The organism is Streptomyces sp. NPDC000941, from assembly GCF_053599555.1.
Genome location: NZ_JBSFMM010000118.1, coordinates 1 through 26821, shown reverse-complemented (window position 1 = coordinate 26821; position 26821 = coordinate 1). Strand labels below are relative to the sequence as shown.

The 26821-nt window shown below is 70.5% G+C and carries 28 protein-coding genes; 13 read left to right on the top strand and 15 right to left on the bottom strand.

What is annotated here, in order from left to right:
• Positions 1–69: 69 nt before the first annotated feature.
• The 7 genes from ACWDSL_RS31685 to ACWDSL_RS31655 all read right to left on the bottom strand — a co-directional run bounded on the left by ACWDSL_RS31685 (position 70) and on the right by ACWDSL_RS31655 (position 6491).
• Positions 70–1287, bottom strand: a complete 1218-nt coding sequence (locus tag ACWDSL_RS31685) for a cytochrome P450 (RefSeq protein WP_450491304.1) — start codon at positions 1285–1287, stop codon at positions 70–72.
• Between the two features lie 56 nt (positions 1288–1343).
• A complete protein-coding gene (locus tag ACWDSL_RS31680; RefSeq protein WP_043491684.1) occupies positions 1344–1892 on the bottom strand; it encodes a GTP-binding protein in 549 nt (182 codons plus the stop codon).
• 328 nt (positions 1893–2220) lie between these two features.
• A complete protein-coding gene (locus ACWDSL_RS31675; RefSeq protein WP_450491286.1) occupies positions 2221–2580 on the bottom strand; it encodes a DUF742 domain-containing protein in 360 nt (119 codons plus the stop codon).
• On the bottom strand, positions 2577–3023 hold the full coding sequence (locus ACWDSL_RS31670) for a roadblock/LC7 domain-containing protein (RefSeq protein WP_450491284.1): 447 nt from the start codon (positions 3021–3023) through the stop codon (positions 2577–2579). Before ACWDSL_RS31670 ends, ACWDSL_RS31675 begins: the two co-directional genes overlap by 4 nt.
• The gene (locus ACWDSL_RS31665) at positions 3023–4342 is read right to left on the bottom strand and encodes an ATP-binding protein (protein ID WP_450491282.1); all 1320 of its coding nucleotides are present in this window, start codon (positions 4340–4342) and stop codon (positions 3023–3025) included. Before ACWDSL_RS31665 ends, ACWDSL_RS31670 begins: the two co-directional genes overlap by 1 nt.
• 87 nt (positions 4343–4429) lie before the next feature.
• Complete coding sequence (locus ACWDSL_RS31660; RefSeq protein WP_450491301.1) at positions 4430–5797, bottom strand: sensor histidine kinase; 1368 nt, start codon at positions 5795–5797, stop codon at positions 4430–4432.
• Between the two features lie 16 nt (positions 5798–5813).
• Positions 5814–6491 (bottom strand): response regulator transcription factor, encoded by a 678-nt coding sequence (locus tag ACWDSL_RS31655; RefSeq protein ID WP_450491280.1) that lies wholly within the window; start codon positions 6489–6491, stop codon positions 5814–5816.
• A 145-nt stretch (positions 6492–6636) separates the two neighbouring features.
• Here ACWDSL_RS31655 and ACWDSL_RS31650 point away from each other — a divergent pair, with 145 nt between their 5' ends.
• Positions 6637–7236: a hypothetical protein gene (locus ACWDSL_RS31650; protein WP_450491278.1), complete on the top strand. Its 600-nt coding sequence runs from the start codon at positions 6637–6639 to the stop codon at positions 7234–7236.
• A gap of 124 nt (positions 7237–7360) precedes the next feature.
• Positions 7361–8146, top strand: a complete 786-nt coding sequence (locus tag ACWDSL_RS31645) for a sulfite exporter TauE/SafE family protein (RefSeq protein ID WP_450491276.1) — start codon at positions 7361–7363, stop codon at positions 8144–8146.
• Positions 8147–8158: 12 nt separating this feature from the next.
• Here the strand turns inward: ACWDSL_RS31645 and ACWDSL_RS31640 are convergent, their stop codons facing one another.
• On the bottom strand, positions 8159–8584 hold the full coding sequence (locus ACWDSL_RS31640; protein WP_450491274.1) for an iron chaperone: 426 nt from the start codon (positions 8582–8584) through the stop codon (positions 8159–8161).
• 212 nt (positions 8585–8796) lie between these two features.
• On the opposite strand from ACWDSL_RS31640, the gene ACWDSL_RS31635 reads away from it, so the two are divergent.
• The 3 genes from ACWDSL_RS31635 to ACWDSL_RS31625 all read left to right on the top strand — a co-directional run bounded on the left by ACWDSL_RS31635 (position 8797) and on the right by ACWDSL_RS31625 (position 10992).
• Complete coding sequence (locus tag ACWDSL_RS31635; protein ID WP_450491272.1) at positions 8797–9645, top strand: PhzF family phenazine biosynthesis protein; 849 nt, start codon at positions 8797–8799, stop codon at positions 9643–9645.
• A 67-nt stretch (positions 9646–9712) separates the two neighbouring features.
• Positions 9713–10249, top strand: a complete 537-nt coding sequence (locus ACWDSL_RS31630; RefSeq protein ID WP_450491270.1) for an SRPBCC family protein — start codon at positions 9713–9715, stop codon at positions 10247–10249.
• A 146-nt stretch (positions 10250–10395) separates the two neighbouring features.
• Positions 10396–10992 carry an HD domain-containing protein gene (locus tag ACWDSL_RS31625; protein ID WP_450491268.1) on the top strand — a complete coding sequence of 199 codons (597 nt, stop codon included), beginning with the start codon at positions 10396–10398 and terminating at the stop codon, positions 10990–10992.
• A 46-nt stretch (positions 10993–11038) separates the two neighbouring features.
• Here ACWDSL_RS31625 and ACWDSL_RS31620 read toward each other — a convergent pair whose 3' ends face one another.
• From ACWDSL_RS31620 to ACWDSL_RS31605, 4 genes are all read right to left on the bottom strand, one after another.
• Positions 11039–11818, bottom strand: a complete 780-nt coding sequence (locus ACWDSL_RS31620) for a GNAT family N-acetyltransferase (RefSeq protein ID WP_450491266.1) — start codon at positions 11816–11818, stop codon at positions 11039–11041.
• A 240-nt stretch (positions 11819–12058) separates the two neighbouring features.
• A complete protein-coding gene (locus ACWDSL_RS31615) occupies positions 12059–12247 on the bottom strand; it encodes a DUF397 domain-containing protein (RefSeq protein ID WP_450491264.1) in 189 nt (62 codons plus the stop codon).
• 3 nt (positions 12248–12250) lie between these two features.
• Positions 12251–12802: a GNAT family N-acetyltransferase gene (locus ACWDSL_RS31610; protein ID WP_450491262.1), complete on the bottom strand. Its 552-nt coding sequence runs from the start codon at positions 12800–12802 to the stop codon at positions 12251–12253.
• Between the two features lie 71 nt (positions 12803–12873).
• The gene (locus tag ACWDSL_RS31605) at positions 12874–13716 is read right to left on the bottom strand and encodes a MerR family transcriptional regulator (protein ID WP_450491260.1); all 843 of its coding nucleotides are present in this window, start codon (positions 13714–13716) and stop codon (positions 12874–12876) included.
• Between the two features lie 349 nt (positions 13717–14065).
• On the opposite strand from ACWDSL_RS31605, the gene ACWDSL_RS31600 reads away from it, so the two are divergent.
• The gene (locus ACWDSL_RS31600; protein WP_450491258.1) at positions 14066–14734 is read left to right on the top strand and encodes a TIGR04222 domain-containing membrane protein; all 669 of its coding nucleotides are present in this window, start codon (positions 14066–14068) and stop codon (positions 14732–14734) included.
• Positions 14735–14812: 78 nt separating this feature from the next.
• On the opposite strand, the gene ACWDSL_RS31595 is transcribed toward ACWDSL_RS31600, so the two are convergent.
• Positions 14813–17056: an alpha-galactosidase gene (locus tag ACWDSL_RS31595; protein ID WP_450491256.1), complete on the bottom strand. Its 2244-nt coding sequence runs from the start codon at positions 17054–17056 to the stop codon at positions 14813–14815.
• Positions 17057–17135: 79 nt separating this feature from the next.
• Between ACWDSL_RS31595 and ACWDSL_RS31590 the strand changes: the two genes are divergently transcribed.
• The 5 genes from ACWDSL_RS31590 to ACWDSL_RS31570 all read left to right on the top strand — a co-directional run bounded on the left by ACWDSL_RS31590 (position 17136) and on the right by ACWDSL_RS31570 (position 24010).
• Positions 17136–18164: a LacI family DNA-binding transcriptional regulator gene (locus tag ACWDSL_RS31590; protein WP_450491254.1), complete on the top strand. Its 1029-nt coding sequence runs from the start codon at positions 17136–17138 to the stop codon at positions 18162–18164.
• A gap of 120 nt (positions 18165–18284) precedes the next feature.
• Positions 18285–19613 (top strand): ABC transporter substrate-binding protein, encoded by a 1329-nt coding sequence (locus ACWDSL_RS31585; protein ID WP_450491252.1) that lies wholly within the window; start codon positions 18285–18287, stop codon positions 19611–19613.
• Between the two features lie 19 nt (positions 19614–19632).
• On the top strand, positions 19633–20586 hold the full coding sequence (locus tag ACWDSL_RS31580) for a carbohydrate ABC transporter permease (protein WP_450491250.1): 954 nt from the start codon (positions 19633–19635) through the stop codon (positions 20584–20586).
• Positions 20583–21431 carry a carbohydrate ABC transporter permease gene (locus ACWDSL_RS31575; protein WP_450491248.1) on the top strand — a complete coding sequence of 283 codons (849 nt, stop codon included), beginning with the start codon at positions 20583–20585 and terminating at the stop codon, positions 21429–21431. Before ACWDSL_RS31580 ends, ACWDSL_RS31575 begins: the two co-directional genes overlap by 4 nt.
• Before the next feature lie 44 nt (positions 21432–21475).
• Entirely contained in the window at positions 21476–24010 is a 2535-nt protein-coding gene (locus tag ACWDSL_RS31570) for a CBM35 domain-containing protein (protein ID WP_450491246.1), read from the top strand.
• 36 nt (positions 24011–24046) lie between these two features.
• On the opposite strand, the gene ACWDSL_RS31565 is transcribed toward ACWDSL_RS31570, so the two are convergent.
• Complete coding sequence (locus ACWDSL_RS31565) at positions 24047–24445, bottom strand: cupin (protein WP_450491244.1); 399 nt, start codon at positions 24443–24445, stop codon at positions 24047–24049.
• A 100-nt stretch (positions 24446–24545) separates the two neighbouring features.
• Between ACWDSL_RS31565 and cutA the strand changes: the two genes are divergently transcribed.
• Positions 24546–24869, top strand: coding sequence for a divalent-cation tolerance protein CutA (gene cutA, locus ACWDSL_RS31560; protein WP_014179918.1), 324 nt, complete (start codon positions 24546–24548; stop codon positions 24867–24869).
• 9 nt (positions 24870–24878) lie between these two features.
• Here the strand turns inward: cutA and ACWDSL_RS31555 are convergent, their stop codons facing one another.
• The gene (locus tag ACWDSL_RS31555; protein ID WP_450491242.1) at positions 24879–25598 is read right to left on the bottom strand and encodes a SanA/YdcF family protein; all 720 of its coding nucleotides are present in this window, start codon (positions 25596–25598) and stop codon (positions 24879–24881) included.
• Positions 25599–25749: 151 nt separating this feature from the next.
• Here ACWDSL_RS31555 and ACWDSL_RS31550 point away from each other — a divergent pair, with 151 nt between their 5' ends.
• On the top strand, positions 25750–26748 hold the full coding sequence (locus tag ACWDSL_RS31550; RefSeq protein ID WP_450491240.1) for an adenosine deaminase: 999 nt from the start codon (positions 25750–25752) through the stop codon (positions 26746–26748).
• Positions 26749–26821 lie beyond the last annotated feature (73 nt).

The window sequence follows — 26821 nt, the reverse complement described above, 5'->3', positions numbered from 1 at the left end:
CGCCAGCCGAGTCAGCCGCATCAGCCGAGTCAGCCGAGTCAGCCGCATGAGTCGCGTCAGCCGCATCGGTCATCGTAAGTCTCCTGAGTCTGCCGGGTGGGTGGCCGCCGCCGCGTCCGCCGCGAGCTGCGGGGCGGTGAACCGCACCGGCAGCCCGGCCAGGTTCTTCGACCAGGGCGAGGTGATCCAGGCCAACTGGTCTTCCGACACGGCGAGTTCGAGGTCGGGCAGCCGGTGCCGGAGGGTGTCCACGGCGGTCCGGGTGATCAGCCGTGCCGGGTCCCGTGCCGGGCAGGTGTGCGGGCCGGCGCCGAAGGCGAGGTGGGAGCGGTTGCCGATGACCGGACGGCCGTCCTCGGGCAGTACCTCGGGGTCGGCGTTCGCCCCCGCCAGGCCCAGGATGAGCATGTCCCCGGCGCGGATGTGCTGTCCGCCGAAGCGCAGATCGCGGGTGGCGTAGCGGCCGGGGAAGTTGGCGGTGGGCGGATGGCGCCACAGCACCAGGTCCAGCGCGTCGTCGACCGTGAGGTGGCCGCGGGCCAGCGAGGAGCGGAAGCCCGGGTCGGTGAGGAGGATCCGTACGGTGTCGGCGATCCAGTTCACGGTCGTCTGGTTACCCGCCACGATGATCACTACGAGGTTGTGCAGCACTTCCTGGTCGCTGAGGCCGACCGGGTGCTCCAGCAGCCAGGAGGTCAGATCCGCGCCCGGCTGCCGCTTCTTCTGCTCGATCAGCTCGAGCAGAATGCCGCCCATGCGCCGGTTGGCGCCGGTGGCGGCGGCGGTGGGATTGACGATGGCGGCGATCGCCTCGACCAGCCGCGGCCCGCGCTCCTCGTCGAGGCCCAGGATCTGGGTGACGACCTGCAGCGGGAGCAGCCGCGCGTACTGCGGCACCAGATCCGCCTTGTGCCGGTCCGCGAACCCGGCGATCAGCCGCTCGGCGGCGGACCGCACCGTACGGATCAGCTCGTGCCCGTCGAGCCGGCCCAGCGCCTCGGCGACCGCCGAGCGCATCCGGCGGTGCTGCTGACCGTCGGCGAACAGCAGCGCCGGGCGCCAGCCGACCAGCGGGATCAACGGCGAGTCGGGGGGCACGCGGCCGTCGCGCAGCGGGGTCCAGCGCCTGGGGTCGTGCGAGAAGTACTGCTCGTCGCGGGTCAGATGAAGCAGCTCGCGATGGCCGAGCACCAGCCATGCCTCGATGCCGGGCGCGATGGCTACGGGCACGACCGGGCCGTGGTCGCGGCGCATCCGCTCGTACAGCGCGGGCATGTCGCCGTCCATCCCCGGCCCGTACAGCGGTACCGGGGCCGGCAGCGCGCCATCGGCCCAACCGGCCGTCACGACGCCTCCGTGATGGTCTCTATGAGGTGGGAGACCAGCGAGATCAGCGCTTGGACCGAGGACTTGTGCTCCCGGGCGTCGCAGATGACCAGCGGGGTGTGGGGGAGCAGATCGAGCGCGGAGCGCAGATCGTCCTCGCTGTGCAGCACGCTGTCGGGGAACGCGTTGACCGCGACGGAGAACGGGACGTCCAGGTCCTCCAGATGCCCGATGGCGTCGAAGGAGGCCTCCAGATCGCGGGTGTCGACGAGTGCGAGCGCGCCCAGGGCGCCGCGCGCCAGGTCTTTCCACGCGGGTAGAAAACGCTGCTGACCCGGCGTGCCGAACAGATAGAGCACCAACTCGCCGCCGAGCGTGATCCGGCCGAAGTCCAGGGCCACCGTGGTCGTGATCTTGGACGGCCGTACGGCGGTGTCGAGGCGGGCGCCCGCCTGGGTCATGGTCGCCTCGGTGGACAGCGGCTTGATCTCCGAGACGGTGCCGATCAGCGTGGTCTTGCCGACGCCCATGGGGCCGACGACCAGGATCTTGGCCGCGCCGGACACGCTGGACTGCACGTACATGACGGGTGTGCCGGCCAGATCGTCGGCGTCGTCCGCGTCGGCCGAGTCGTCCGCGTCGTTCATATCGGCCATCTTGTCCCCGTCACCCTCGTCGTCTTCGTTGTCCGCGCCGCCGTCCACGTCGCCGTCCACGCCGTGCACACCGTCCCTGTCATCGGCGCCCTCCGCACCGCCTGTTCCGCCCGCGCTGCCCGCGCCGCCTGTTCCGCCCGCGCTGCCCGCGCCGCCTGTTCCGCCCGTGCCGTCCGCGTCGCCCGATCCGTCTGCTGCACAGTCCGAGCCGTCCGTGCCGCCTGCTCCGTCCGAGATCTCAGAGCTTGCTCTCAAGCCCATCGAGCACCTTCCTCAGCAAGTCCCTGTCGGCACGCTTGGCGGTCCGGACGGGCGGGCGGGCCACGATATGACCCCAGTCGATGAGATCTGCCAGCAGCACCTGCACCACGGCCGGTGGCTGGCCGAGGTGCGCGGCCACCTCCGCCACCGACAGCAGACCCTGACAGAAGTCGACGATCCGCCGGTACTCCGGCTGGAGATCCGGGGGCGGCGCGCTTCCCGAGGCCATGACGAGCGTCTCCCACGGCAGCTCGTCCCGTGAGGAACCCGCGCGGCCACGTGTGATCACGTACGGCCGCACAGCCGGGGTTGTTCGTTCCTCGCGGGGCTCGTTCATGGCGTCGAGGTCATCGACTCCCGGGGACGGCTGCTCAGATGGGCGCCTATTTTCGCCACGAGTAACTGCATCTGCTGGGCCACCAGACCGACATCCGCTTCCATGTCGGTGGCCACGCCCAGAGACGCCCCCTGGCCGGCCGAGGTGAACAGCACGAACCCCTTGTCGGACTCGACCATGAGCTGCCGCACCCCCGCGTCGTCGCCGAATAACAGAGCCGCCGTGGACTGCCCGGTCACCGTGAGCGCCGCGCAGGCGGCGGCCAGCGACTCGGCCTCCGCCACGTCCAGTTGGGGCACATCCCCTGTCAGCCCCTCGGCGGAGCCGTGCCCCATGCGCAGACCGTCCTCCGAGACGACGACGGCATGCCGCACGCCCGGGATCTGCGTCAGCGGACGCAGCATCCATCCAACGTCCGGCAGCCTGGATATGGTTCCGGCCACTACCGGCCTCCTTCTCGATCTGCTCGGTCCTGTTGGTCGGCCTCCGCCACCTCCGCGCGCCCGCGACGGGTGCCGGAGACGATGCTGGCGATGGACGCGCGGGCGGCCTCGGGGGTCCACGGGTCGCAGGTGGGCATGGCGGAACCGGGGCCGGAACCGAGGCCGGAACCGGGGCTGAGGTCCGGCGCCTTGCCGTCGGGCGTCTTCTGGTTCGTACGGCGGCGGTTGCGCCGCTGCGGCAGCCCGGCCCCGGCCCCTGAGTCGGCCCCGGCTCCGGAATCGGTCCCGGAATCGGCCCCGGAGTCGGCCCCGATGGGCGCGGGTGCGGCTGGGGCGGTCACGGGCTCGATGACGACCGGCTCCGTGTCCACGACCGGCTCGGCGCCCCCGCCGAGCAGCCGGTGCGGTACGAAGACCACCACCCGCGTCCCGCCGTACGCCGAGGCGGCCGACAGCTCCACGCTGAAGCCCAGCTCCCGCGACCACCGCCCGACACATGCGAGCCCCAGCCGCGGCACCGCCCCCAGCTCGGCCAGGTCAAGGCCGTCCCGGAGCTGCGCGACGGCCTGCTCCAGCACATCGGGCGGCATACCGAGCCCCGCGTCGTCGATCTCGACGACCGCGCCCGCGGCCACCTCCCGGATGGAGACCGCGACCTGGGTGCGGGAGGGGGAGAACACCGTGGCGTTCTCCAGCAGTTCGGCGATCGCGTGCATCAGACCCTCGACCGCGGGCGCCACCACGTACAGCGTCTGGCCGCCGTGCACATCGACCCGCCCGAACTCCACGATCCGTGACTGCGCGCCGCGCACACAGTCGAAGAGCGTCACCGGCCGGGTCTCGCGCCGCGCGGGCCAGATCCCGCACATCACCATCAGGGTCTGCGCCTTGCGGGTCATCTGGGCCGCGGCGTGGTCGGCCTTCATCACCTCGGCCATCAACGCCGCCTCGCTGATGCGCTGTTCCAGGCCGTCGAGCACCTGCTGCTGCACCACCGCCATGGCGTGCATATTCCTGGCCACGGACTCGAACGACGCCTGGACGGAGTCGCGCAGATTCCGCTCCCGGCGGGCCGCCTCGTCCAGCTCGGCCCGTACGGCGGACAGCCGGGCCACCTCCTCGCCGCGCTCGGCCGCGACGGCCCGTTCCCGCTCGGCTTCGGCCCGCGCCTCAGCGGCGGCCGCCCGCTCCCGCTCGGCCGTCGTACGCGCCTCGGCGAGCGCCGTACGCAGCCTGGCGACCCATAACGAGCCCAGCAGCAGCGTCAGCACCAGCACAGCGGATGCGACGGCGATGACTCCCGCCGTCTCCGACAACACGTTCGTATACCTCCACCCGCGATGCGGCCAAGAACGGGCAGATACTACTGACCAACCGATCAGTCTGGTCCGGTAGTTGTCAAAGTCTCATCTCACAACGGCAGCCACAGGCAGCCGCAGCAGCACCCGGGCCCCTCCCCGAGGGCTGGTGTGGAGGGTCAGGGTCCCGCCGTGGGCGTGCGCGATGTCCTTGGCGATCGCGAGGCCGAGGCCGGTGCCGCCGTCCTGCCGGGCGCGGGCGTCGTCCAGCCGGGTGAAGCGCTCGAAGACGCGCTCGCGGTCGGATTCGGGGATGCCGGGGCCGTCGTCGTCCACGGAGAGCTCGACCATGCCGTCGCGGACCGCGACACCGACCGAGACGGTCGTGCGGGCGTGTCTGCGGGCGTTGTCGGTGAGGTTGGTGAGCAGCCGGGAGAGCTGTACGCGGCTGCCGTGCACGACGAGGGCGGTGGCGGTGGCTGCGGCGGTGGCTGCGGACTGGGCGTCCCCGTCGGAGGCGTCCCCGGCGGTCGCGCCTCCGGCGGAGGCGTCCGCGTACTCCAACACCGTGCCGGGGTGCCGCCGCACCTCCTCGGCCGCCAGCGCCGCGAGGTCCACCGGGGCCGGGGGAGGCGCCTCCTGCGCGTCGAGCCTGGCGAGCAGCAGCAGATCGGAGGCGACGGCCTGGAGGCGTTCGGTGTCCTGGAGGGCCTTGTGCACGGCGGTCGGCCAGTCCGTCCGCGAGGGGCGGGCCAGGGCGAGTTCGAGCTGGGCCCGTACGGCCGCGATGGGGCTGCGCAGCTCGTGGGAGGCGTCCGCGACGAACTGGCGCTGCCGGGTCATGGCCTGATGCAGCCGGTCCAGCGTGGCGTTCATCGTCCGCGCCAGCCGGGAGACCTCGTCGCGCGCCTTGGGCACCGGGACCCGGCGGTGCAGAGCGCGCTCGGTGATCTCGGTGAACTCCTCCCGTATGGCGGCCACCGGGCGCAGCGCGCGGCCGACCAGCAGCCAGGTGAGGGCGGCCACGAACAGCACGAGCCCGGCCGCCGCGGGGGCGACCTGGCGCAACAGCAGCCGGGTGGCGTTGTCGACGGCGGTGGTCGAGGGGGCGACATTCACGCTGTACGCCTTGTGGGCCCCCGTGGTGAGGAAGACGGGCGCGCTGCTGACCACCTTGCTGTCCAGCTGAGCTTCCCCCGGACGTGCGGAGCTGATCACCCGTCCCGCGGCCTTGATGGTCACCGGTTGGGGCGTGACGACCAGCGCCTTGTCCGCCAGCCTCGTCTTCCCGGACGTCGCCAGTTGGTCCGCGACGCTGACGGCGGCCTGCTTGGCGTCCGTCTTCGCGCTGTCCCGAAGGTTCTGCTGCAGGACCAGGACCAGGGCCAGCATGCACAGCGCTATGGCGAGGGCGACGGTGCCGACGGCGGCCGCCGTGGCCTTGGCGCGGACACTCATCCCGGTCAGCAGGCTCATGGATCTCATCCCGCCGTCACCCCCCGTCGCGGGCCAGCAGATATCCCGCGCCCCGTATCGTGCGGATCGCCTGCTTGCCGTACGGCACGTCGATCTTCCGGCGCAGGGTTCTGATGTAGACCTCGACGAGATTGGCCCCGCCCTCGTAGGCGGTGTCCCACACCGTGTGCACGATCTCGGTCTTGGAGACCACCTGTCCGGCGCGGCGGGCCAGGCACTCCAGTACGGCGAACTCCTTGGCCGTCAGCGTGACGCTGTCCTTCCCCCGGCTGCAGGCCAGGGCCGCCGGCTCCAGCCGCAGATCACCCAGCTCCAGCACTTCGGGCCGGTCCAGGCTGCCGCGCCGCACCAGGGCCCGCACCCGCGCGATCAGGACGACGTAGGAGAATGGCTTGGTGAGGTAGTCGTCCGCGCCGACGTCGAGTCCGTCGGCCTCGTCGTACTCGCCATCCTTGGCGGTCAGCATCAGGATCGGCGTCCAGACGCCGGCCTCCCGCAGCCGGGAGCAGACCTGATAGCCCGACAGCCCGGGCAGCATCACATCCAGCACGATCGCCGCGTACTCGGTGGACTGGGCCAGCGCCAGACCGCTGCGCCCGTCACCGGCCGTCTCGACGGTGAAACCCTCCTGCTCCAGACCTTCCTTGAGGAGTTCGCGGAGCCGGGCGTCGTCTTCCACCACGAGAATGCGCACGGGAGCAGCATGGCACGCACAAGCTGAGTCCCCGCTGAAGAGCTTTCAGCGAGGACTCAGCGTCGGTACGCCACGGTGGACGCACCGACGGACCGGGAGTCCGCCGGGTTCATATCCCCTGCGTAACCTGCGTAAGGAGACACTTGTGACTCGCTTCAGCTCCATCGCCACCAAGCGCCGAGGCGCCATGCTCGCCGCGGCGGTCGGCGTCCTGACGCTGGGGGCCACGGCCTCCGCCTCGGCCGCCGGCCCGTCGCACACCGCCTCGGTGGGGGGTGCCGATGTGGTGATGGCCAAGGCGTCCAAGCACTGCGTGATCACGGCGGGCAAGGCTGTCCCGGCTGCCGAGGCCGCCAAGATCGAAAAGGGCACCCGGGAAGCCCGCGTCATCACCAGGGCGACCAAGGGACTCAAGGTCGTCGAGGCCGGCAGGACTGCCAAGGCCGCCAAGGCCGCCAAGGTCGCCAAGGTCATTGAGCTTCCCAAGGGCATCAAGATCGTCAAGATCGGTGACGGGATCGAGCTGTCCGTGGTGAAGGGGATCCCCGGCAAGCCGAGCCACACCAGGGAGTGCCCCATTCCGACCTTGCCGGCCAAGCCGAGCAAGCCGGCCAAGCCGAGCAAGCCGGGCGCGCCGTGCCGGGTTCTTGTGATCAAGGGCTCCGACTCGGCCTGGAAGAAGTTCCCGGCCAAGGAATGCCACGCTCACGCCACGCTCCTTCCGGCGACCCCGAAGACCAAGTAGCGCGCGACCGCGGCCCCACGACGGACCGTCGGCCTGGGGGCGGCCGGCGGTCCCGGGCCTGGTCCCGGACCGGGACCTGGACCTGGCTCCGGCCGGGTTTCCGCGCCGCCATAGGCTCCTGCCCATGCCTGACATACCGCTGGTGACGTTGCTCCTGCTCTGCCTGGCCGCGGCCGGCGCCGGCTGGATCGACGCCGTAGTAGGAGGCGGGGGCCTCCTGCTGCTGCCCGCCATGCTGGTCGGACTGCCGCACTACCAGCCCACGTACATCCTCGGCACCAACAAGGCGATCGCCATCGTCGGCACGACCGGTGCCGCCATCACGTACACCCGCAACACCCCGCTCGACGTACGGCTCGCCACGCGTATCGGCGCCGCCGCCGTCGCCGGCTCCCTCACGGGCGCGTTCCTCGCCTCCGGTATCAACAGTGGCGTGCTGCGTCCGCTGATCATGGTGGTCCTGCTGGGCGTCCTCGCGTTCGTCCTGCTCCGCCCGGCCTTCGGCACCGCCACGGCCCCCGCGGAGCCCCTGACGAGGCAGCGGGTCCTGGCCGCGATCCTCGCCATCGGCCTCGGCATCGGCTTCTACGACGGCCTCATCGGCCCCGGCACCGGCACCTTCCTCGTCATCGCCCTCGTCGCCGCCCTCCATATGAACCTGGTCACAGCCTCCGCCACGGCCAAGGTCGTCAACGTCTGCACCAACTTCGGCGCGCTGGTCACCTTCGCCATCCAGGGCACGGTCCTGTGGCGCATGGCGGCGCTGCTCGCGGTCTTCAACCTGGGCGGCGGGATGCTGGGCGCGCGGATGGCGCTCAAGCGGGGGAGCGGGTTCGTGCGGGGGGTGCTGGTGGTCGTCGTGGTCTCGCTGGTCTGCAAGCTGGCGTACGACCAGTGGCTGGCGGCCTGATGCCGCTCGGCGTCAGCTCACCGCGCGCTTCACCAGCTCGGAGATCCGCGCCTCGTCGCCGGCCGTCAACTCCCCGGTCAGCGCGTACGAGGACGCCCACATCGCGCCCTCGTCCAGGTTCGCCTGGTCGCTGAAGCCGAGGGTGGAGTAGCGGGCCTTGAACTTCGCGGCGCACTGGAAGAAGCAGAGCACCTTGCCGTTCTTCGCGTACGCGGGCATCCCGTACCAGAGCTTGGGCGTGAGCTCCGGAGCCGCCGCCGTGACGACGGCGTGGATCCGCTCGGCCAGGGCGCGGTCGCCCGCCTCCATCTCGGCGATCTTCGCCAGCACCTCGCTCGTGCCGTCCGCCTTGGCGGAGCCTCGGCGAGCCGCCTTCACCTCCCGGCCACGCTCCTTCATCGCGGCGCGCTCCTCGGCCGTGAACTCGGTGTCGCTCATCGCGGTCTCCCTCCGGTCGGTGTTCCTGTTGTTCTGCTGTTCCGCTGTTCTGCGGGGCGATTTCGATCTTAGGAAGCCGGTGACGTGCGTGGCTTCTCCAAAACTGATCGGTCGCAGCCCAACGCAGTCCAATTTGTGACAGGTGGCTCTGTCCGGACGCCGGGGCATGGGGTGGGATGGGACAGGTTCCGCCGCTCGTGAAAGGCCCCTCGATGACCGTGCCGCGCTCACGTCCGTTCGCACAGGTCGATGTGTTCTCGTCGACCCCCTACCTCGGGAACCCGGTGGCCGTCGTGTTCGACGCGGCCGACCTGGACGACCAGGCCATGCAGCGCCTCGCCCGCTGGACGAACCTGTCGGAGACGACGTTCGTACTGCCGCCCTCGACCCCGGACGCGGACTACCGGCTGCGGATCTTCACCCCCGGCGGCGAGCTCCCGTTCGCCGGCCATCCCACGCTCGGCTCCGCCCACGCCTGGCTCGAACAGGGCGGGAGCCCCCGCCGCGGCGACCGCATCGTGCAGGAGTGCGCGGCCGGGCTGGTCGAGGTGCGCCGCGGCGAGGGCATCTTGTCCTTCGCCGCTCCGCCGACCCGGCGCACCGGTGATCTGGAGGAGGAGTATCTGGAGCAGGTCGTCGCGGCGTTCGGCATCGGCCGCGACCAGGTGCTCGCCCACCAGTGGGTCGACAACGGCCCCGGCTGGGCGGTCGTCCGGCTCGCCACCGCCGAGGAGGTGCTGGCCCTGGAGCCCGACCTGTCGCGGATCCCGACGGCCATGGTGGGGGCGATCGGCGCATACCCACCGGGCTCGGAGCACGCGTTCGAGCTGCGCACCTTCGCTCCCCGCGTCGGGGTGGCCGAAGATCCGGTGTGCGGCAGCATGAACGCTTCGGTCGGCCAGTGGCTGACCAGCACCGGCGTGGCCCCGGCCGGCTACCAGGTCTCCCAGGGCGCGCGGCTCGGCCGGGCCGGAGCCGTCACGGTCACCGCCGACCCCGACGGGACCGTCTGGGTCGGCGGAGCGACGACCACCTGCCTGCGCGGTACGGCCGTCCTGTGACCCCGCGCCGCCCTGCCCCGGCGCCGGGCCGCGATGAGTTTCAGGCGCCCGGCCGGTCTACCCAAACATGGATGAGGACTATGGAGTCACCGGCGCCCACACCGAAGTGGAACTGCTCGTCGACCTGACCGTCGACGAGCTCTGGGCCGCGATCACGGACCTCTCGCGCCTCGGCGAGTGGAGCCCGGAGTGCACCTACGCGGCCTGGCTGGACGGCTGGACCGCACCGGAGGTCGGCGCGCGGTACGAAGCCCGCAATCGATTCCCGAACGGGTTGGTCACACACGTGCTGTGCGTGGTCAACGCCGCCCATCCGCCTTACGCGTTCGGCTGGGACGTATACGGCGGCGCCCCGGAAACCCACGAACCCTTCGCCACCTGGCGCTACAACCTGCGCCCCGCCGTGCGCCCCGACCAGACGGTGGTCCGCCAGTCGTTCACCCACGGCCCGGGCGACAGCGGAGCCCGAGCGGCCGTACGCGCCGACCCCGCCAACGCCACGGCGATCCTGCAAGGGCGGCTGGACCAGTTGCGCCGCAATATGAAGACGACGATCGGGGCGATGGTCTGCGACATCGGCCGCGTGCGGACGCTGCCGGAATAGGAATAGCCCCGCAGGCTCTCGGGCCCCGCAGGTATCGATACGCGGCTCCGCACGCGGGGTCCGTGCCGGAGCCGCGTATCGGATGCAGCAGGCAGCGGGCAAAGGCAGGTCAGAAGCTTGCGAGCCGAGGTTGCTACGCTCGCGCCGTGATCCTGCCGACGGGCGACGACATACGGGCGCTGCACGAGAAGTACGCGCCGACGCGGGAAGCGTTCGACCTCGTGTACACGCACTGCGAGATCGTCTGGACAGTCGCCGAGCAGTTGCTGGCCGCCGACGGCCACCGGCTCGACGCCGACCTCGTCCGCGCGGGTGCCCTTCTCCACGACATCGGCGTCTACCGGCTCTACGACGACGGGGGCCGGCTCCGGGTCGGCGACTACATCCGCCACGGGGTGCTCGGGCACACGATCCTGCGCCAGGAGGGCTTCCCCGAGCGGCTGTGTCGCTTCTGTTCCTGCCACACGGGCGTCGGGATCACGCGGGACGACATCGAGCGGCAGGAGTTGCCTCTACCGGTGGCCGACTACGTGGCGGAGACCGTAGAGGAACAGCTGGTGATGTACGCGGACAAGTTCCACACGAAGACGACTCCCCCGGCGTTCGTCTCCTTCGACGCATATGCCGCCCACGTGGTCCGGTTCGGCCCGGAGAAGGTCGATGCATTCCACGCCCTGCGCGCCCAGTTCGGCGAGCCGGACCTCGCACCGCTCAGCGCCCGCTACGGACACGCCCTGTCCTGACGCTCACCGGATCCGCCGCCTGGAATGACGCCTGTCCTCAGACGCTCTATGGCCGGTACACGTGCGGCGTGGTGGTGCTCAGAACGGCGAACCCGAGGCGTTGCAGGATAGGGCGGCTCTGGCTGGAGGCATCGACCTGCAGATAGCGATAGCCGAGTTCGGCGGCGATACGGGCCCGGTGGGCGACCAATGCCCGGTAGATGCCCAGACCTCGCCATGCGGGGACGGTGCCCCCGCCCCAAAGGCTGGCGAAGGCGGTGCCCGGGTGGAGTTCCATCCGGGCGGCGCACACCGGCAGGTCGCCGGCCATCGCGACGACCATGCTCAAGGTTTCCGGCCTTCCGGCCAGCTGGGAGAGCATGCGGTGGCGAAGCTGGACGGCACTCGTGCCGAACGCCTGCTCATGGACGTCGACCGCGAGATCCACGCCGGATGGGTCGGTGACCGACTGCACATGGACGCCCTCGGGTAGTTCGACGCCGATGGGAAGGTCGTCGATCTCGGCGACCATCAAGGTCTCCTCGGGCTCGGGGGAGAACCCCGCAGCCCGCAGCCGCCCGGCAAGATTCCCAGGCTGGTCGTGACCATACAGCTTCCATTCGAACTCGCGCCCCAGCGAGGCGAAGTACTGGACCTGTGCCGTGATCGCCGCGTCCGCCGTGACCTCATCCAGATCGGACCAGACGACCCCGTTCCAGTCGTCGTTGCCGGCGCCGATCTGCCGCACCACGTCACCGATCCGCTCGACCCTCCCCTCAGGATCGTCGGCTCGCGCGTCCTGTCGCATCTGCCGGTCGAACAGGGAAAGCACCGCTTCATGGTTCATCCGCCCACTCGATCACCGAACGAACCATGGCGGCAACTGGAATTCCCGGCCCCCCGGTCCCTCAAGCAGCGCCGACGGGCCGCTCCCGGGGGCTTCTGCTCACCGGGACACGGTTTCCGTCCTCGGCCGTGATGTCCTGCCCGAACCGAGGGCACCCGGCGACGAGTTGTCCGCGTCCCCTAGGGCCGGACAACGAGAGCTCTCGCCAGTACGGTGCGGCCGGCCCCCGTTGCTCGCGTGCTACGCGAGCCGCCCGTCGGCGATGGCGGCTCGGAAGGCCGACCAGGCGGTGGGCGGCACGCGGAGTATCGGACCTTCCGGGTGCTTGGAGTCTCGTATCGCGACGGTGTCCGGCGCGTTGGTGGCTACCTCGACGCACTCACCTCCACCGCTGCTGTAGCTCGACTTCACGAACTCAAGGGCAGCCACGTACTACATCTCCTCGCAGACGCGCCAGCCGAAGACAACGGTCGTGTGCTGCCCACCTTGCGGATTTGGTCTCGTTCGGCTGCCGATCCGTTCGAATCCGCACTTCTCCGCAACCCGGACAGACGACGTATTCGCCTCGTCCGCCTCCAGTAATAGCTGAGCCACCCCGAGATCATTCAGGGCCCAGGCCAGGACTAGCCGGACAGCTCGGGGAGCGATGCCGTTTCCACGATGCGATGGGAAGACGTTGTACGCGATGGTGGCGACATCGTCATCGCGGAATTGCAGGTTGATGATACCGATCGGTTCGTCTGTCACCGCATTCGCAATCACCAACGGAGTTGCCTGTCCGGTACGCCAGGCATCTTCGACGCGAGCCATGCTCATACGACGAGCGTTCTCATCCATCGGCGTGTCATCGAGCCAACGACGCGTTTCGGGGTCGTAGCTCGCTGCTGCGATGGCCTCCACATCGGACTCGCGCCGGAGTCGTACAACGACAACCCCGTCCACAAGCGGCTGGGGCAAGGGCTCTATCGGCGTGGACCGCACCATGAGCCGATCTTAGCCAGGGGCACCCCGAGCCATACAGGGATCAAAAACACCTGTCAGCGGGGCACAGGCGATCAGCTGTCTGCGCAGGCGTCTTGGCCGACGAGTTGTGCCACGCGCTCCATGCAGCGCATCCGGGCAGGAGAGAAGTCGTAGGGCATCTTGGTGATCGCCTCCGCGGCGCCCATCTGCGTGTCCTCCTCCTCTGCCAGGTCGGCGTCGTAGGTCTCGAAGAGCTCGTCATCGGCCGCGTCCAGCCCGGCTGCCGTGATGGCCTGCAGGAGGGCCATGTGGTGGGTGTATCGCTGTACGGCGATTTCCTCGACGCGCGGGTCATCGGGGTCGACGCCGTCGTCGAGGGCGGCCTCGGCCTCGTCGAGACGGTCCTCCTCGGCCCGTAGGTCGGGATGGGTGGCCAGCACGATGTACACGCTGGCCTGTAGTGCGGAGCCGAGCGGACCGAAGATCCGTTCCGTGACCAGCAGGGCCTCCATGTCGGAGGCGCGCAATGCGCCAGGGGGCAGGTGGCTGAGCCGATCCGTCACCAGCTCGGAGAGCAGGCCCTGCGGGCTGCCCACAGTCCGCAGGCGCCCGACGGCCGCGCGCTGACGTTTGATGTCGGCCTCCTGGACAGCCAGGGATTCCTCCAGCCGGCCCAGGGTCTCCTCGATGTCCCCGGATTCGTCGAAGGCAGCTCGCATGTCGTCCAGACGGATGCCGACCTCCGCCATCCTGCGGATCCACAACAGGCGGATCATGTCGTCGTAGCCGTAGCGGCGGCGGCCGTCTCCACCGCGCTCGGGTTCCGGCAGCAGACCGATCTGGTGGTAGTGGCGGATAGCGCGTGGGGTGGTCCCGGCGAAGGCGGCAGCAGCGCCGATCTTGACCTGGCGGGGCGGTGTGACGGAGGGGTACATCGCAGACGGAGCCTTTCGTGCTGTGGTGCCTCGACGACACCACATGCCGCTACGGCAGGTGCAACAACGCCGGAACCGTACATGCGGGCTCGACGGCCCTGCGTTTGGTTGTTGATCCGTGCGCCCGGTCCGTAGTCGCAGTTCATGGCCGCACCGCCACCGTGATCTGCCCGCCCGGGAAGGCGATGGTGTTCGGACCGGTCTGGTGGCTGCCGCGCACGGTCGGGCACGGCAGGACCCGGTCCCAAGCTCAAGTCTTCCTCTGGGATGGCGTCGACCCGGGTTCGCGGGGCATCAGCCGGACAATACTGGCAGTACGGGAATCAGCGGGATGGACGGGGGCATTCCTGTGCGGACGATATTCCGGCGCCGCGACCCGGCGGCGCCACTGACACTGGACATCTACGACATCGCTTATCTGGCGGGCGGGCCACGGCGCGTGGCCCGGACCACCCTGATCGAGCTGCGCGAGCGCGGCGCGATCAAGTTCATCGGCTCCAGGGTGCGGGCCCTCAGGGCCGGGGATCCGGCCGACCATCCGATCGAGCGCGCACTCATCAAGCAGTGTCACCCGGTGGGGAGGGATACGTACGCCGCGGTCGCGGAGGTGCGGTACGGCCCCGAGATGAAGAAGATCGGGCGCGAGCTCGCTTCGTACGGCCTTCTCGGCCGCCCTGGGCGGCGTCTCACGCCCGCGGGCGAGGTGGTGTTGGAATCGGCCAGGGAGGAGGCGGCGCTTCCCAAGTACGTCTTCGACGGCCTCGCCGCCGTTCAGGACGAGCGCCTGCGCACGGCCATCAGGGAGGCCACGCCGTATCAGGGCGGGATCGGTGCGAGCCTGGTCCGTATGGGGGAGGCCATTGAGGACGCCGATGAATACGACCGTGAGCTGGACTCCGCCTCGGACTCGGCCTCGGCGTCGGATTCGGCCTCGGCGTCGGACTGGGGATCCCACTCCGACGGCGGCCATGCCTCCTGCGGGAGCGGCTGTGGCGGTGGGGGTGGTGGGGGCGACTGACGCGTCGGCCGGCCGGCCGACGCGTCCCGTGCGGGTGGTTGTGACCGATGGGGCGTTCGCCGGCCTGGTCGCCGACGTCTAAGACACGGCCTGGTCGGCAGGGTCTGCGGGCGTCAGCCGGACCAGCAGGGCCATCGGCGTACGCGGCAGCGCCACGGTCAACTCGCCCCGCCCCGCGTCCCATCGCGCCTCGGCGCCCGACGCGGCGGCCGGGTGCAGCACCTCGACCTCCGTCCGACGGCCCGCCAAATGCCCCAGCGGCAGCGTGCGCTCCGCCGGGCCGCCTTCCCGGCGCCACACCGTCACGTACGCCGTCTCACCGCTGCGCACCCCCAGCGCCACCCAGGCGTCGTCCCACCCCGGCAGCCCCAGCGGCCAGAACGGCACCCCCGTGACCAGATCGCCCCGCAGTCGCCGATACGTCGCGACAGCCCACTGCACCCGGGCCAGCTGTCGCGGTGACATCCGGTCGAGGTGGCCGGAGAGGTGGACGCGGCCCAGCAGGGCGCTCGCCAGGGTGAAGTCGATCTCGTCGTCGGTGAATTCGGGCTGCGGATAGGCCCATACGGCGCCCTGCTCCGGTGGCACCGCCGTGGGCGCCGAGGCGGCGATGGGCGGGTAGCGGAGCGGGTCCTGCTGGTCGCTGGTGGACTGGAGCTGGGTGAGGGCCACCGAGGACCAGTCCATGCGCATCCCGCCCGAGGCGCAGTTCTCGATGACGAGCCCGGGGTGGCGGTCGAGCGCGGCGGCGAGCCAGTCCTGGTAGGCGCGGGCGTGGGCGAGGAGGCCCGCGCCGGGGGCGGTGCGGTGGCCGGTCGTGCCGGTCGTGCCGGTCTCGCCGGTCGTGCCGGTTTCGGGGTGCCAGTCGGTGCCCGGCGCCACGCTGATGTTGTAGTCGAGCTTGAGATAGCCGACGCCCCATTCGCCGACGATGCGGTCGATGGTCTTGTCGAGGTGGGCGCGGGCGGCCGGGTGGCGCAGATCGAGGTGGTGGCGGCCGTGTTCGACGAGGCGGACCCCGTCGCGCTGGAAGAAGGCGTCGTGGGGCAGTTCGGCGGCGACCGGGCTGCGTACGCCGACGACCTCCGGCTCCAGCCACAGCCCGGGGACCATGCCGCGGGAGCGGATGTGGTCCAGTACGGCCTGGATGCCGCCGCCGGGGAAGCGGCGGGACGAGGGTTGCCAGGCGCCGACGCTGTCCCACCAGCCCTGTGCGTCGTCGTCGTACCAGCCGGAGTCGATGCAGAAGTACTCCGCCCCGGCCTCGGCGGCGGCGTCGATCAGCGGCAGCAGGCGCTCGGTGGTGGGGTCGCCCATGAGGGTGTTCATGTAGTCGTTGAACACCACGGGCAGGGTGGTGTGGTCCGGGTGCGGCCGGCGGGTGGCGCGGCGGTAGGCCGTGAGGTGGGCCAGGGCCGTATCGAGGCCACCGCCCCGGGCGAGCGCCAGCGCGGCGGGGACGGTGGTGAACGACGCGCCGGGGGCGAGCCGTTCGCGCCACTGGTGCTCGGCGTCGGTCGGCCCGTGAAGCGCGGCGTACGTACCGTGAGCGCGCTCCCCGGTCTCCCACCGCCAGCCGGTCGGCGACTCGATCTGCCACACCCATGCGTCGCCGGTGGTGCGGTCGGTCAGCGCGCCCATGGGCAGATGGCCGTCGGAGGGCCAGCCGCCGCGGCTGTGGAGGGCGAGGGCGGCGCGGCTGTCGTGCTGGTGGGCGTCCCGGCTGAGGTCGACGATCCGGGTGCGCAGGGGTTCGCTCGCCCAGCGGCATTCGGCGAGCCAGTCGTTGCGGGCCAGGTGCACATCGAGCGCGTCGGGGGAGGGGAGCCCGCCGAGGGTGAGGCTGGTGACGGCCTGGACGGTCAGCGGGGCGGTGCCCTCGTTGCTGAGCCGGACCTCGCCGCGCAGCACCGGCAGCCCGTCGGGGGAGGACAGCCGGACCTCGGCGGTGAGGCCGGTGTCCGGGTCGTGGAGGTCGAACGTCAGCCGGTGCCAGCCCTGGCTGCCACGCATGTCTTGTACCGCCCGGTGGCCCCGGTACCGCAGCCGGGCGCCCAGCGCGGTCTCGATGCCGCGCTGCCCGGACCACTCGCTGCCGTGGCCGAGGGCCAGCACCTCGACGAGCGGCAGCGAGTGGTCCGAGCTGTCAGGCTCCTCGGGGGAAGGCCCCTCGCCGTCCGGAATCGTCAGCCGTACGAGCCGCACCACCCCGTCGACGCCCGTCGCGAAGTGGGCCGTGAGCCGTGCGTGGCCCCAAGTGAACGTGTCCTGGGCGCCGCCTGCCCCCGCCTCGGATGTCGTGTCGGATGCCGTATCGGTCAACGTGTCCCCTCCTGGTCCGCCTCGTGATTCCTCGTTGCGTTCTCTTGACGACCCCTATGTGACCGGTCACAATCCTGGCATGAATGTGACCGGTCACACAAGACGGCCAGGAATCCGCGATGTGGCGAGTGCGGCGGGCGTCTCGTACCAGACGGTCTCGCGGGTGATCAACAACCATCCGAGCGTCAAGCCGTCGACCCGCGAGCGCGTGCTCGCCGCCATCGAGGAGCTGGGCTTCCGCCGCAGCGCCACCGCCCTCGCCCTGGCCAGCGGACGCGCGCGTTCGGTGACCGTGCTGACCGCCAACACCACGCACTACGGCTACGCCGCGACCCTCCAGGGCATCGAGGAGGCCGCCCGGGCTTCCTCCTACGCGGTCGGGATCGGCGTACTGGAAACCGCCGACGAGGCCGCCGTACGCGCCGAGGTGCAGCGCGCGGCCGACACCGGCGGCGGGCTGATCGTGATGGCGTACGACACCGCGGGCGTCCGGGCGCTGACGGCGATCCCGGAGGAGCTGCCGGTGGTGGGCGTGGTGGAGACCCCCGCGAGCCCGCCGGGCGAACACCGCCCCTGGGTGTGGACCGACGACCGGGAGGCGGCCCGCGCCGCCACCCGCCATCTGCTGGGCCTCGGCCACGAGACCGTGCACTACGTCGCGATCCCCTCCAGCACCCGCCGCACCGGCCAGCGCACCGCGGGCTGGCGGGACGCGCTGCGCGAGGCCGGGGCGGCCGAGCCGCGTCCGGTGGCGGGCAGCTGGGATCCGGCCAGCGGTTACCGGGCCGGGCAGAAGCTGGCCCGCGACCCGTCGGTCACCGCGATCCTGTGCGGCAACGACGACCTGGCACTCGGCGTGATCCGCGCGCTGCACGAAGCCGGCCGGGCGATCCCCGGCGAGGTGAGCGTGGCCGGATTCGACGACGCGCCGCACTCCGCGTATCTCACCCCCTCCCTGACCACCGTGCGGCTGGACTTCACGGGTCTCGGCCGGGCCGCCTTCGGGCTGCTGTACGGGCTGGTCGAACAGGCCGAGCCGGTCGCCCCGCACCCCGTGTCCGTACCCGAACTGATCATCCGGGAGAGCTCCGGCCCGCCGCCCCGGTGAGCGCCCCGCCCCCTGACGCCACACCACACCCCTCCGCGTAACCCCCTACTCCGTGTACGCCCCGCCCCCGCCCCCGCCCCGCCCCCGCACTCCGACGACGCAGTGAGGCAGAGAACCGCGATGAGAAGAGTCCTCCCCGCCCTCGCCCTGATATGCGCCACCGCCCTGACCGCCACCGCCTGCAGCGACGCGACCTCCGCGGGCGGCGACGACACCGGCGGCGCGGCCAAGACGAAGGTCGATCCCACGGCCCGGCTCGACGGCGTCAAGCTGACGATGTGGACCGCGCAGAACACGGTCAACGCCCCCAAGCAGGTCATCGAGGCGTTCGAGAAGGCCACCGGCGCCAAGGTCGACGTCCAGCCCATCCCCGACCCCTACGAACAGAACGTGCCGACCAAGCTCGCCGCCGGCGACCGGCCGGACCTGATGTTCTGGCAGCCCAGCATCTCCACCCTCCCCTTCATCCAGCCGCAGCGGAATCTGCTCACCCTCGACGGAGAACCCTGGGAGGCGAAGCTCGGCGACACCGAACGCAGCCTGGGCATGATCGGCGGCAAGCGCTACGCCGCCATCGTCACCAGCCCCGCCATGCTCGGCGTCTACTACAACAAGGACGTCTTCAAGAAAGCCGGCATCGCCGAGAAGGACTTCCCCAAGAGCTACGCGGACCTGCTCGCCCTCGGCCACCGCATCAAGGACAAGGTGCCGGACACCGCACCCTTCTACGAGGTGGGCGGCGACAAGTGGCCACTGCAGTGGCAGGTCCAGGTGCAGCTGACCGACCTGGACAAGCAGTGGTGGGACGGGCTCAACAAGAACGAGAACAAATGGACCGACCCGACCGTCGTCAAGGCCATCACCACCTACAAGGACAAGCTGCTCGGCGCCGGGCTCGCCCAGAAGAACTACCGGACCGGGACCTTCACCGACTCCGCGGACGCCCTGTGGAAGGGCGACGCGGCCATGGTCCTCAACGTCACGTCCTTCCAGAGCCAGATCCAGGCCAAGCACAGCACCGCCGAGATCGATCAGAAGCTCGGCTGGTTCCCCGTCGCCAACTCCAGCGCCACCGGCCTGTACTCCCCGGACCAGACGAACGGCGTCGTCGCCTTCAAGACCGGTGACGAGAAGCGGCAGAACGCCGCCCGCCAGTTCCTCGCCTTCTGGCTCGGCCCCGACTACGCGGACTACATCAAGACGATGAAGATCCCCTCCATCGAGCCGTCCGTGCCGACCCCCGACGGGCTGCCGCAGACCGCAAAGGCCCAGGTCGCCGCGTTGCCCAAGGCCATCGGGGTGTTCCAGGCCAAGGCCATCGTCGCCCCCGATCTGCACCTCGCCCTCGGCGACATGATCTACGGCAAGAAGTCGCCGAAGCAGGTCGCCCAACAGGTGCAGGACCAGTTCGCCCAGGTGGCCAAGGCCCAGAGCGCTCCGGGCTTCTGAGCGGGGAGGAGGGCCAGCCGTGGCAGACACCACCGTACGAACGCGCTCCCGGGCCGCCCGTTCCGGCCGGGGCAGCGGAGGCGACGCAGGGGCCGGGCGGCGGAAGAGCGTGGGACGGCTGCCCAGGGCGGCCGTGCACCACCCCTGGTGGTTCGCGCTGCCGGCCGTGGTGGTCTTCGCGGGCTTCTTCCTGCTGCCGAACCTGCTGAACTTCTTCTATCCGTTCACCAACTGGTCGGCGTACCACGCCGATATCTCCTTCGCCGGACTCGACAACTTCACCACCATCGCCGACGACGGCTCGCTGCTCCGCGCCATCCGCACCACCCTGGTGTACGCGGTGCTCGCGGCGCTCTTCCAGAACGTCTTCGGACTGGTGCTGGCCCTGCTGCTGGAGCAGGACACCCGCTTCAACCGCTTCTTCCGCGCGGTGTTCTTCCTGCCCGTGCTGATCTCCGCGCTCGCCGTCGGCTATGTCTTCCAGGCCCTGCTCGACCAGGACGGCGCGGTCAACCAGCTGCTGGGCACGGACATTCCGTGGCTGGGCTCCACCACCTGGACGATGGTGCTGGTCAGTGCCATCCACGGCTGGAAGTGGATGGGGCTGGCCATGCTCATCTACCTCGCCGGGCTCAAGGGCATCCCCGGCGACATGCTGGAGGCCGCCAAGGTCGACGGCGCGAGCGCCTGGCGGACGTTCTGGTCGATCCGCTTCCCGATGCTCGCGCCCGCGGTCACCTTCAATGTGACCACCGCGCTGATCGGTTCGATGAACACCTTCGACATCGTGCAGGCGACCACGGGCGGCGGCCCGGCGTCCTCCACCGAGGTCTTCAACATCTACATGTTCCGGGTCTTCGGACAGGGCCTGTACGCGCAGGCGTCCGCGATGAGCCTGGTGCTCTTCCTGGTGGTCGTGGCCGTCGCGATCCCGCTCGTGGTCGGACTGCGCCGAAGGGAGCAGATGCTGTGAGCGCTCTGGCTGTTTCGTCAAGTGCCCGGGTCTGGCGGTACGCACGCCCCGCCCTCGTCCTGCTGCTCGCCGCGCTCGCCGTCGGCGTACCGCTGTGGCTGGTCCTGGCCACCTCGGCCAAGCCCCAGGGCGAGGCCGTCAAACCCAACCTCGACCTGCCCGTCCACTGGCAGCCCGGCGCCAACTACGACAAGGCCCTCAGCCAGGGCGAGATGGTGCGCGGCTTCGTCAACAGCCTGCTGGTCGTGGCGCCCTCGGTGGTGCTGGTCCTGGTGCTGGGCGCGGGCGCCGCCTGGGTCTTCGCCAGGCGGCGGGGGCGGCTGGTGTCGGCCGCGTACGCCCTCACCATCAGCGGGCTGCTGCTGCCGCCCGCCGTGATCACCATCGTCATGGAGCTACGGCAGCTGGGCCTGGCCAACACCCGCCCCGGCATGATCGCCGTCTACACCGGGATGTACCTGTCCACGTCGATCTTCTTCATGACCGGCTTCATCCGCACCATCCCCCTGGAGCTGGAGGAGGCCGCGCGGATGGACGGGGCCTCGCCGCTGCGCGTCTTCGCGCGGATCATCCTGCCGCTGCTGCGGCCCGTGATCGCCACCGCGACGATCATGGTGATGCTCTACGCCTGGAGCGACATCTTCTACGCCTTCTTCGTCCTGGGCGGAGGGGACAAGGCGACGCTGCCGCTGGGCCTCTACAAGGTCGCCAGCGCACAGCTCTACCTCAACAACTGGCATCTGGTCTTCGCCTATGTGGTGGTCATGAGCCTGCCCATGGTCGCGGTGTTCCTGATTGCCCAGCGAAAGATCGTTTCTGGAATCACCAGTGGAGCCGTCAAGTAACTGGAGTAACCGGAGTAACTGGAGGTCCTGTGAGAAGAGTTCCGATGAGAAAGCGACGAGCCCTCACCACCGTGATAGCCGGGGCGGCGCTGTTCGCCGCCGCGCTACCAGCCGCCTCGTACGCGGACAACCAGCCCAAGGCCGCCCAGCCCCAGCGCATCGCCGTCGACCTCGCCGCGAGCGAGGGCCCGGTGCTGCACGGCGCCAACGGGGCGCTGTACGGGCTGAGCGACGACGGCGTACCCAGCGACGCCGCCCTCGCCCCGCTCAAGCTGACCACCATCTCGCAGAAGCCGGAGGGCGGGCTGCAGCACCCCAACGGGGACGCGCTGACGGTCTCCAAGTCCTTCTTCCGCAACGGTGGGGACGACGTCTACATCCTGCTCCAGGACATGTACACCCAGTGGCCGTACCAGGACCTGGGGATCGACGACTACCTCCCCAAGGTCGAGAAGATGGCCAAGGACGTGGCGGGCGCGCCGCACAGCGAGCGGTTCGTCTATGTGCCGTTCAACGAGCCCGACCAGATCTGGTACAAGCTCAACTCCTCCGACCCCGCCGCCTACCAGAAGGGCCGGGACCGCTTCTTCGCCGAGTGGAAGACCGTCTACCAGCGCATCCGCTCCATCGACCCCGATGCCCGCATCGCAGGACCCAACGAGGCGGGCTACGACACCCGCTTCCTCCCGGAGTTCCTGACCTGGGCGAAGGCCAACAACGTGCTGCCGGACGTGATGACCTGGCATGAGCTGTCGTCGGGCTCGCTGAAGGACTTCCAGTCCCACTACGACCACTACCGGGCGCTGGAGAAGAGCGTCGGGATCTCGCCGCGCCCGATCAGCATCGACGAGTACGCCAACCGCCGCGACCTGTCCGTCCCGGGCCAGCTGGTCCAGTGGGTGTCGATGTTCGAGCGCAACAAGGTGTACGCCAACCAGGCCTACTGGGACGCCGCCGGCAACCTCAGCGGCAACGTCGTACGGTCCAACATCCCCAACGGCGGCTGGTGGTTCTTCCGCTGGTACGCCGGGATGACCGGCCGGACCGTCAAGGTCACCCCGCCCACCGCCAACGCCATCGACACCCTCCAGGGCCTGGCCTCGTACGACCCGTCCCGCAAGCAGGCGCAGATCCTCGTGGGCGGCGGCTCGGCGGGCGCCGCGGATGTGGCGGTCCAGCACGTCGACCGCGATGTGTTCGGCTCGCGGGTGGTGGCGACCGTCTCCGAGGCCGAGTGGTCCGGCTACGAGGGCGCGGCCGCGCCGCCGCGCGTGCTGTCCCGGAGCGAGATCAAGGTCGGCGCGGACGGTTCGGTGACCGTGCCGCTGACCGGTATGAAGACGATGTCCGCGTACCGGATCACGCTCACCCCGGCCGGCACCGGCACCCCGCGGGCGGCCGACGTGCCGTGGAGCGCGTCGTACGAAGCGGAGTCCGCGGCGATCACCGACGGGCAGGTCTACACCCAGGGCACGGTCTCCAACGCCAACGGCTACGCCGCCTCCGGCACCAAGGACGTCGGCTCCCTCAACAAGCCCACCAGCAAGGTCGCCTTCGACGTCGACGTCCCCAAGACCGGCGACTACGACCTGGCGATCTTCTACGGCAACCAGGCCGGCGCCCCCTCCACCCAGACCCTGACCATCGACGGCAATTCCGCGCCGCCGGTCACCTACCCCTCCACCCTCAACTGGACCTACCGCGGCATCCAGCACATGACCGTCCGGCTGGGCGCGGGCAGCCACACCCTCACCCTGGCCCACGACAAGGATGAGGTCACCCTCGACAAGATCGACCTGACCGCCGCCACCACCCCGGCCACCTCCTACGACGCCACCCTGTCCGACCCCTCCGGCAGCCCCCGCTACGACTACTCCTCGGCGTCCGGCGTGGGCACCGGGTCCCTGGAGCTCGACGGCTCGGACGCCGCGGTCTTCGACGTGTACGCGCCGCGCGACGGCTACTACACCCTGACCCCGCGCGGCTCCGGCGCCCCGGTCAAGCTGTCCCTGCACGGCACCACCACGACCACCGCCCCCGAGCGGGCGGTGCGGCTCTTCCTCACCGCGGGCAACAACCGCGTCACCGCCGCCTCCGCCACCGGGTCCGCCGTCCGGCTCTCCTCCCTCGACGCGACGGGCGCGGGCGACACCAAGGGGCTCGCCTCGTACGAGGCGGAGAGCGGCACCCTGGGCGGGGCGGCCGCCACGACCTCCAGCGACTACGCCTCGGGCGGCGCCTACGTCGGCTCGCTCGGCGCGGGCGCGGCCAACAGCCTCAAGCTGACCGTCCAGGCCCCCTCGGCGGGCCGCTACCTGCTGATCGTCCACTACGCCAACAACCAGCGCGCGGACGGCCACCAGTACAACACCAACATCATCTCCCGGACCGCCGATATCGCGGTCGGGGGCGGCGCGGCCCAGCGCGTCACCTTCAAGAACACCTGGACCTGGAACGACTACTGGAGCGTGGCCGTCCCGGTCGACCTGGCGAAGGGCGCGAACACGCTGACGTTCTCCAACGCGAGCTCGTACGCCCCGAACATCGACCGCGTCCAACTGGCCCCCGTGAAGGGCTGAGCCGAACCCGGCAACGACGTGCCCCCGTATGGCGGATCAGCCCGCCATATGGGGGCGCGCCACGTGGTGGTGCGCAGCGGCCTTCTCGGTGGGGGTGGGGCAGCCCACCGTGGCAGTCACGGCGGTCAGCAGCACCACCGAGTCCTCCACCGCCACCAGCGCGTGGCGCTCCTGCGGGATGCGCTGCACCTGCCCCGCGATGAGCTCCAGCCGGACGTGCCCGGTCTTGCCCGCGGTCAGCCGGACATGCCCGTGCAGCACCTGGAGGCTCGCCGCCGGGGGCGCGTTGTGCTCGTCGAGCTCGCAACCGGCGACCATGGCGATCACGCTCTGCCGCAGCGGCCCGTCGTGCAGGAAGAGATGTGAGCTTCGGCCGTGGGGGTCGGTCTTGGCCCGGTCCAGGTGGTGGCGTGCGAGTGCGGTGAGGTCGTCCATGGTGTCCCTACGATCGTCGCCGGGTTACCTCAATCGTCACCGGCTAACGTGTCGCACGCCAGTCGCACAGCCGGAACGCGCACAGAAGGGCTCTTCCGCCGTGGCCGACTTCCTGACCGTACTGACCACCACCGACACCCCCGAGAAGGCCGAGGCACTGGCGCGCGGGGCCGTGACCGCGCGGCTTGCGGCCTGCGCGCAGATCAGCCAGCCCGTGACGTCGGTGTACCGGTGGCAGGGCGAGATCGAGACGGCCGCGGAGTGGCAGGTGCTGTTCAAGACCACCGCGGCGCGGTACGGGGAGCTGGAGGCGCACCTCCGCGAGGCGCACGACTACGAGACGCCGGAGATCATCGCGACGCCGATCACGCAGGGTAGCGAGGACTACCTGGCGTGGGTGGTGGAACAGACGACGATCGACTGAACGTACGCCTCAGCGGGAGCCGGAGCCCTCCAGTGCATTCTGGATCCCCCGCTCGCGCGGCCCCAGAAAGTGCGGATCCGGTTTGAAGGCCGCGTCCAGCGCGGCCTTGCCCGCCGCGACGGCCTCCCGCGCCCCGCCGAAGAGCCACGTCGCATCGTGCGGCTCGGCGACGCCGACCCCGTACGCGTCGATGCCCGCCGCCTCGCACAGCGCCAGCGCCCGGCGGATATGGAAGTCCTGGCTCACCAGCACCGCCCGGTGCACGCCGAAGATCCGCTCGGCGCGGCTGCACGAGTCCCAGGTGTCGAAGCCCGCGTAGTCACTGACAATGCGGCCGTCCGGCACACCGTGCCGGACGAGATAGGAGCGCATCGCGTCCGGCTCGTCGTAGTCGTGCCGGCTGTTGTCGCCGGTCACCAGGATCGCGCGGACCTTGCCCCGCTCGTACAGCTCGGCGGTCGCGTCGAGGCGGTGCGCCAGATACGGGGACGGCTCGCCGTTCCACAGCCCGGCGCCGAAGACCACCGCCACCGGCGCCTTGGGGACATCGGCGACCGTACGGACCCGGGCGTCGGTGGACAGCCGCAGCCAGGTCGCGGGCAGCAGCGCGAGCACGCTGACGCCCATCACCACCTGGACGGCGCGGCGCTGCCCGCGCCGGGTCCTGGGCAGGCGCAGCCGCGCCCGCACGGCCCGCACCGCTCTCCGTACCCGCTCTCCGGCACCCATCCGTCCACCGCTTTCTCCGCTGTCCGACTGGACTGACGCCGATCACGGCTGATCGGTTGCGTGGTCCGTTGCGTGATCAGTTCGGCCGACGGACGCCGTCACATTAGGCTGGTGACCCTCCCCGTCAGCGAAAACAGCAGGTGATCCCGTCGTGCCCCCGACCCCGCCCCCGATCCCCAAAGCAGAGCTCCACCTCCACATCGAGGGCACCCTCGAACCCGAGCTGGCCTTCGCGCTCGCCGAGCGCAACGGCGTCGAGCTGCCGTACGCCACCCAGGACGAGCTGCGCGCCGCGTACTCCTTCACCGACCTCCAGGACTTCCTGGACCTCTACTACGCGCTGATGGCGGTGCTGCGCACCGAGGACGACTTCGCCGACCTCACCAACGCCTACCTCGCCCGCGCCCGCGCACAGGGCGTCCGGCACGCCGAGATCTTCTTCGACCCGCAGGCCCACACCGCGCGCGGCGTCGCCATCGGCACGGTCATCGACGGCCTGACGCGCGCGCTGGACGCGGCGGAGCGGACGTACGGCATCACCACCCGCCTGATCATGTGCTTCCTGCGCGACGAGAGCGCCGAGTCCGCCCTGGAGACCTTCGAGTCGGCCCGCCCCTACCTGAACCGCCTCGCGGCCGTCGGCCTCGACTCGGCGGAGGTCGGCAACCCACCGTCGAAGTTCCGCGAGGTGTACGCACGGGCGCGGGAAGCGGGGCTCAAGTGTGTGGCGCACGCGGGGGAGGAGGGGCCGCCCGCGTACGTATGGGAGGCGCTGGACATCCTCGGCGTCGACCGCGTCGACCACGGCGTGCGCTCCCTGGAGGACGAGGCCCTGGTCGCCAGGCTGGTCGCGGACCAGATCCCGCTGACCGTATGCCCGCTGTCCAACGTCCGGCTGCGGGTCGTCGACCGGCTCGAGGACCACCCATTGCGGGCGATGCTGGACGCGGGCCTGCTGGTCACGGTGAACTCCGACGACCCGGCGTACTTCGGGGGCTACGCGGGGGACAACTTCGACGCCGTGCGGGACGGGCTGCGCCTGGACGACACCACGCTGCGGGTGCTTGCGCGGAACTCGTTCCGCGCGTCCTTCCTGGACGAGGGGGCGCGGGCGGCGTACCTGAAGGAAGTCGACGCGTACGAGGGCTGATTTGAGGTGAGTATCGGACAGCGACACGCCGACGCGCCCCCGGGTGGCTGTCCCATAAACACACCAAAATAAC